A 5,081-nucleotide genomic window follows, 5' to 3' on the forward strand; every position below is an offset into this window, starting at 1 on the left:
CGTGAGATCCGGATCGAACGGCTGGATGCGATGTCGCGCGCCAGCGCGGTGACAACCGCACTGGGGCAGATGCGCAGGTCGGTGCCCTCGGGCAGTTGCTGGACGAGTTGCTGACTGATCAGGTGCTGATTGCAGACCAGCACCGAACTCGACGGAGCAACCGACGCGGTCCCGCGTACCGGGTCGGCAGCAGCCGGCGATGCTGATGCCGATGCCGCAGGCGGGACGCTCGTCAGCCCGGCCCTGGACATGCCGAGAGCGGCGAGCAGCGGTCCATTCTGCCGACGGTCGCGCTCCTCGAACGCTGCGATCGCGGTGCGACACAGCGTCGCCGACCCGGTGAGATGAACTCCGAAGGATTCCAGTGCAGCCAGATTGCCGCGGATCATCTTGGCATAGCCGTCGGGAATATCCGGGTACCACTGCTTCTTGCCCGCACAATCGGGGGAGACAGGCGACTTCGAAGCCACCACCGGCCGATTGCTCAGCAGATACTCCGAGACCACATTGCTCGCCAGGCAATCGGCGATTCCGTGGGCCACCTTGGACGCGACGTTCAAGGTCAGGGTGGGCGCGATCAGCATGTCGTGATCGGTCACCAAGTTCTTGGTCACATCGCGCATCCCCAGCGATGCGATGAGCTTCTGGTCCAAGATTCGCTCGGCGCTTTGGGTCTGGATGCAGTCGAGCGCCACCCCGGTTTCGTTCAACCTGCGCAGGCTCTCGATGGCATCGGTGAAACCGATGAGTCCGCCGGTGAACAGTACGAGTGCCCGGCGGGGTGCCGGAGTCGCGAGGTCAGCGATGACCTGCCGGATGATGGTCAACAGGTCGTCTTCAGTCATGGCTTGATTCCGTCATCGGGACTCCGAGCGGGGTGATAAATAGCGGATCAGCTTTCCGAAATCGCCGTGCCCCAGGCCCAATGCGTTGGCCTCGTCGGTGTCCAGATGAATCTCGGGTACCCAGTCCGACTTCACGCGGACGATGAAGTTGTCCAGAACGCCGCCGCGCTGCCCGCCGAAGGCGAACTTCACCAGGTCCTGGTCCTTCACGCCGAGTTCTGCCGCGTCGGCGGGCCCGAGGTGGACGTGCCTGGCAGCGACCATGGCGCCATGCTCCAGATGAATGGTGCCCAGCGGACCCTCGATATCGATGGGTCCGGCGGCTCCCAGATGGCCCGACTGAGTCACCGGAGCCTTGACGCCGAGGGTGAAGCAGTCGGTGCGACTGAGCTCTACCTGGCTCTTCGCGCGGCACGGGCCCATGGCCCGAACCTTCGGGAAGGAACCCTTCGGGCCATGAACGGCTACGAACTGGTCGGCCGCGAATTCCTTCGGCTGGCGAACCTGGCGGAAGATGGTCAGTGCGTCGATACCGAACAGGGTCGCAAGATCGGCCTCGTTCAGGTGAACGTGGCGATTCGAAACCCCGAGCACGATCCGATTCGGGTCCATCAGACACTCGAGACGATCCCAGACCTTGCGGGTGATCTCGTCTACGAGTGCGGTGGTATCCAGCGACATCGTCAGGCCCTCTTCGGCAGCAGCGATTCGACGTCGGTGTGCGGCCGCGGAATGACGTGAGTGCTGACGACCTCTTCGCCGACACGATCGGCAGCAACGCGGCCGGCATCGACAGCAGCCTTCACTGCACCGACATCGCCACGGACCATGACGGTCACCAGGCCGGCACCGATCTTCTGGTAGCCGATCAGAACGACGTTGGCCGCCTTGACCATCGCGTCGGCCGCCTCGATGGCTCCGATGTATCCCTTGGTTTCGATGAGACCCAGTGCATCTCCCATGAGCTTTCTTCCTCTCCTAGTGGGTTTGTTACTTTGAGGTGGTATTCGACTTGCGCTGGTTGGCGCGGGCAGGCCGCGTTCCCGCGGTGTTGCCGGCAGCACTCGACGTCGCGGCGCCCGACTTGGCCGCCTGAGGAGCGGGTTGTGGCTCGGCTGCCGGTTCTTCCGGTTTGGCAGACTCAGTGGACGTGGCAGGCTCAGCGGGCTCAGCGGGTTTGGCAGACTCGGCGATTACCACGACGGCTGGCGCCTCGGATTCGGCAACCGGAGCGTCCTCAGGCTTGTGGTCACGCGGATGGGGCTTCGATTCGAGCGGTCTTGCACTCGGCGAGGCTCCGCGCCCGACCGTTGCGTCGGTGTCGACGACGCATTCGAGCTGCTCGCTGGGCCGGGCGATGACGGAGCTCGCAAAGACCCTGGAGATCCGTCCGGCCGCAGCTTTGGCCGCCGAGATCGCCGACTGGACGGCGGAAACATCGCCCTCGATCTTCACTGCCACCATGCCCAAACCGTCGGTGGCCTCGTAGCCGATCAGCTTCACGTTGGCCGACTTGGTGGCCACATCTGCGGCCTCCAGCGCTGCCGCAAGTCCATACACCTCGATATTGCCGAGGCTCATCTTCAGCATCTCAATCAGTCCTTCAGTCCGCGTTGGAAAGTGTGGTGAGGTCGATCAGGGGCATTCGTTTGACCAACCGGGCTGCGTCGGCTCCCGCGGCCCGGTCCAAGGCGACCGAGCGGTTCAGCGTCGTCGCCAGGTAGGGGCTGCCGGCAGGGAGCTTCTCGGTGGTGATCACGATGAAGTCGAGCGCTATCCCGATGCCGATGCCCAGCCGGGAGAGCTGAGCTGCGGTGTGCGCAAGCGCCAGCGGGTTGAGCTCATCAGAGCGCTCCAACTCGACGGGCACCTGTTCTTCCTCGATGCCGTTGAGTACCGAGGCAAGCTGCTCATCGCCGATGCGCTCGTTCACCAGCAGGCCGATGGCCGGACGATCACCCATGGGAGTTACCCCATGCCAGCACCAGACCGGTGGCCACCGCATTGCGGGGCCCTTCGGTGCCACGGATATTGCCTCGTCCGGCCACTACCCGATATTCGGCGAGCGCCCTGGTCACCAGCTGCGGAATCTCGAAGTCGAGGGACGAACCACCGACCATCACCACATGGGCGATGTCGCGAACGTTATTTGTCGGGCTGACTGCGGCAAGTGCACGAATCGCGTTCGTCACGAAGACCCGCTGCTTGGCACGGACGCGGACCTGGCGGATCACTTCCAGCGGCTGCTTCAACGGCAGCGGCACCATACCGCCGGGCGTCAACACCACAGTTCGCGCAAAGACCTGCGGCGGCAGGGCAGTGTCGAAGAACTGCACCGAGCCGTCCTCATGGCGGATATGAAAGAGGGTCTCCACCCGGGCCAACGGATAGCGCTTGACGTCTTCGGCGAGATCATCGCTGTCCAGACCGAGTTCGGACTTTATCAACAGCGTGACCATATTGCCGGCGCCCGCCAGATGGATCGAATGCGCGGTGCCATCGGCACGCAGCACCGATGCGTCCGTGGAACCGGCGCCCATGTCGAGGATCGCGATCGGCACCGAGGTGCCCGGCGTGGTCAACGCGCCGCGGACGGCCATATCGGCCTCCACGCCACCGACCTCGACCGTAACGCCGAACTGCCGGGTCATGTCGTCGGCGATTCGCTTCATCTGCAGATGGTCGGCCTTCACCATCGCGGCGATCCCGACGGCCGACTCCGGCGAGAACTCGCCGGCCAAGCCACCGGTCACCTGCTGAGGTACCTGGGTGTCCACAGCGAGCAGATCGGTGACCTCGATCCCGGCGGGATCACGGTCGGTCAGTCGGCCCATCACGGTGCGGACCTTCTCCAGCATGCCGCCGATGTTGGTTCCGGGTTCGCCCTCGATATTGGCCACCGGACCGACGGTGCCGCCGACCCGCATGATCTCGTCCGCACCGCGGTCCACGTCAACCTCCGCCTTGCGCTTCTCGCCGTTGAAGGTGAGCGTTCCGGCAGGAATCCGGCGTTCGGTGACATCGCCCTTCGGGGTCTTGATGACCACCGCCGAACGGTTGCCCACCAAGGCGCGGGCCATTGGCACCACCGAAGCGGTTTCGTCCGAGGTCAGCCCGAACATGGTGGCAATGCCATAGGGGTTCGACAATGCCTCGATGACGCGTCCGGGCCCGGCCACCTCGATGGCGGCCAGCATGCCGATCGGTACCTTCTCGATGAGGCGGACCTCGTCCACGATCGGGATCTTGTGATTGAGCCGGTTGTGTACGAGCACGCCGTCGTCCGACTGCAGGATGGCTCCGGTGATGTCCAGCCGGGAGGCGGCCCGGTTGATGCAGGCCGCCACCTGGTTGAAAGTGTGAGACTTATCTGCGACGACGATGACCGGTGCGCCCGCTTCGGCCGTGCCGAGGTCATCGATCGGGATCGTGGTCCCAACCCCGGTACCCAGACCTCCAGGGGTGCCGGGGTTGTGACCGATCATGGTGGATTCGGTGATGATGGTTTCGGAGATGGTCTCCATGGCGACGTCACCGATGACCGGTGCCGCCTGATTGATCCGGATGCGCTCAAGGTCCTCGAGGTTGCGCCCGCTGGTCTCCAGGGCGACACTCAGCGACTGGAAGATGCCCTGCGTGTTCTGCGGAGTGCCCTTGATGCCCGTGGTGGGCACGATCGACGATGCGACGAACCGGGGCTCACCATGCGTCAGGACCTCTGCTAAAGCAACCTCGGTGGTCGCATTTCCGATGTCGATGCCAGCAATCAATGCCATGAGATTCTCCGAAGCCCCACTCACTCGCTCTTCAGGCGTCCGCGCTTCTCATAGACATCGGCCGCTTCGCGAATGAACTTCGCGTTCACCACGCAGCCGTAGTCCTTTTCGATCTTGTCGGCGATGGCGTTTAGTTCGGCCTTGGTCGAGCGGTACGGACGCAGCGCGTTGTAGATATCGAGCAACTCGTCGTCGGGCACCTTGATCAGTTCGGCAGCGCGACGCATGTTGCGTCCGAGCGAATCCCGGTCGACCGACTCGGCAACCTGGGCCTGCATCTGCAAGGTCTCGGGAGCGATACGGAAATCGGCTGCTCCCAGCTCGCCGCTGCGTACCTTCTCGAAGGTGAACTCGGAGAGCTTCTTGCCGGACGCCGACTTGATCTCGTCCGGGATCTTCTCACCGAGCGGGTAGCTGCTGGCGTCGACCTTCGTAGCACCCGATGCCTGCCCTGCGGCGG

General features: G+C 64.0%; 7 protein-coding genes. All 7 read right to left on the reverse strand.

Annotated elements, in window-relative coordinates:
- A partial coding sequence (locus AAFP05_RS02330) for a flavoprotein (RefSeq protein ID WP_341728243.1) occupies positions 1–845 on the reverse strand: 845 nt, incomplete at its 3' end.
- Between the two features lie 12 nt (positions 846–857).
- A complete protein-coding gene (gene pduL / locus AAFP05_RS02335; protein WP_341728244.1) occupies positions 858–1,526 on the reverse strand; it encodes a phosphate propanoyltransferase in 669 nt (222 codons plus the stop codon).
- A gap of 2 nt (positions 1,527–1,528) precedes the next feature.
- A complete protein-coding gene (locus AAFP05_RS02340; RefSeq protein ID WP_341728245.1) occupies positions 1,529–1,807 on the reverse strand; it encodes a BMC domain-containing protein in 279 nt (92 codons plus the stop codon).
- 28 nt (positions 1,808–1,835) lie between these two features.
- Positions 1,836–2,435, reverse strand: a complete 600-nt coding sequence (locus AAFP05_RS02345; RefSeq protein ID WP_341728246.1) for a BMC domain-containing protein — start codon at positions 2,433–2,435, stop codon at positions 1,836–1,838.
- A gap of 13 nt (positions 2,436–2,448) precedes the next feature.
- Positions 2,449–2,808: a glycerol dehydratase reactivase beta/small subunit family protein gene (locus AAFP05_RS02350; RefSeq protein ID WP_341728247.1), complete on the reverse strand. Its 360-nt coding sequence runs from the start codon at positions 2,806–2,808 to the stop codon at positions 2,449–2,451.
- Positions 2,801–4,621 carry a diol dehydratase reactivase subunit alpha gene (locus AAFP05_RS02355; RefSeq protein WP_341728248.1) on the reverse strand — a complete coding sequence of 607 codons (1,821 nt, stop codon included), beginning with the start codon at positions 4,619–4,621 and terminating at the stop codon, positions 2,801–2,803. The genes AAFP05_RS02350 and AAFP05_RS02355 overlap by 8 nt, the downstream gene beginning before the upstream one ends.
- A gap of 20 nt (positions 4,622–4,641) precedes the next feature.
- Positions 4,642–5,081, reverse strand: a 440-nt coding sequence (locus AAFP05_RS02360) for a diol dehydratase small subunit (RefSeq protein ID WP_341728249.1), incomplete at its 5' end; no start/stop codon positions are given.

It is taken from the genome of Brooklawnia sp., from assembly GCF_032229645.1.
Lineage (GTDB): Bacteria > Actinomycetota > Actinomycetes > Propionibacteriales > Propionibacteriaceae > Brooklawnia.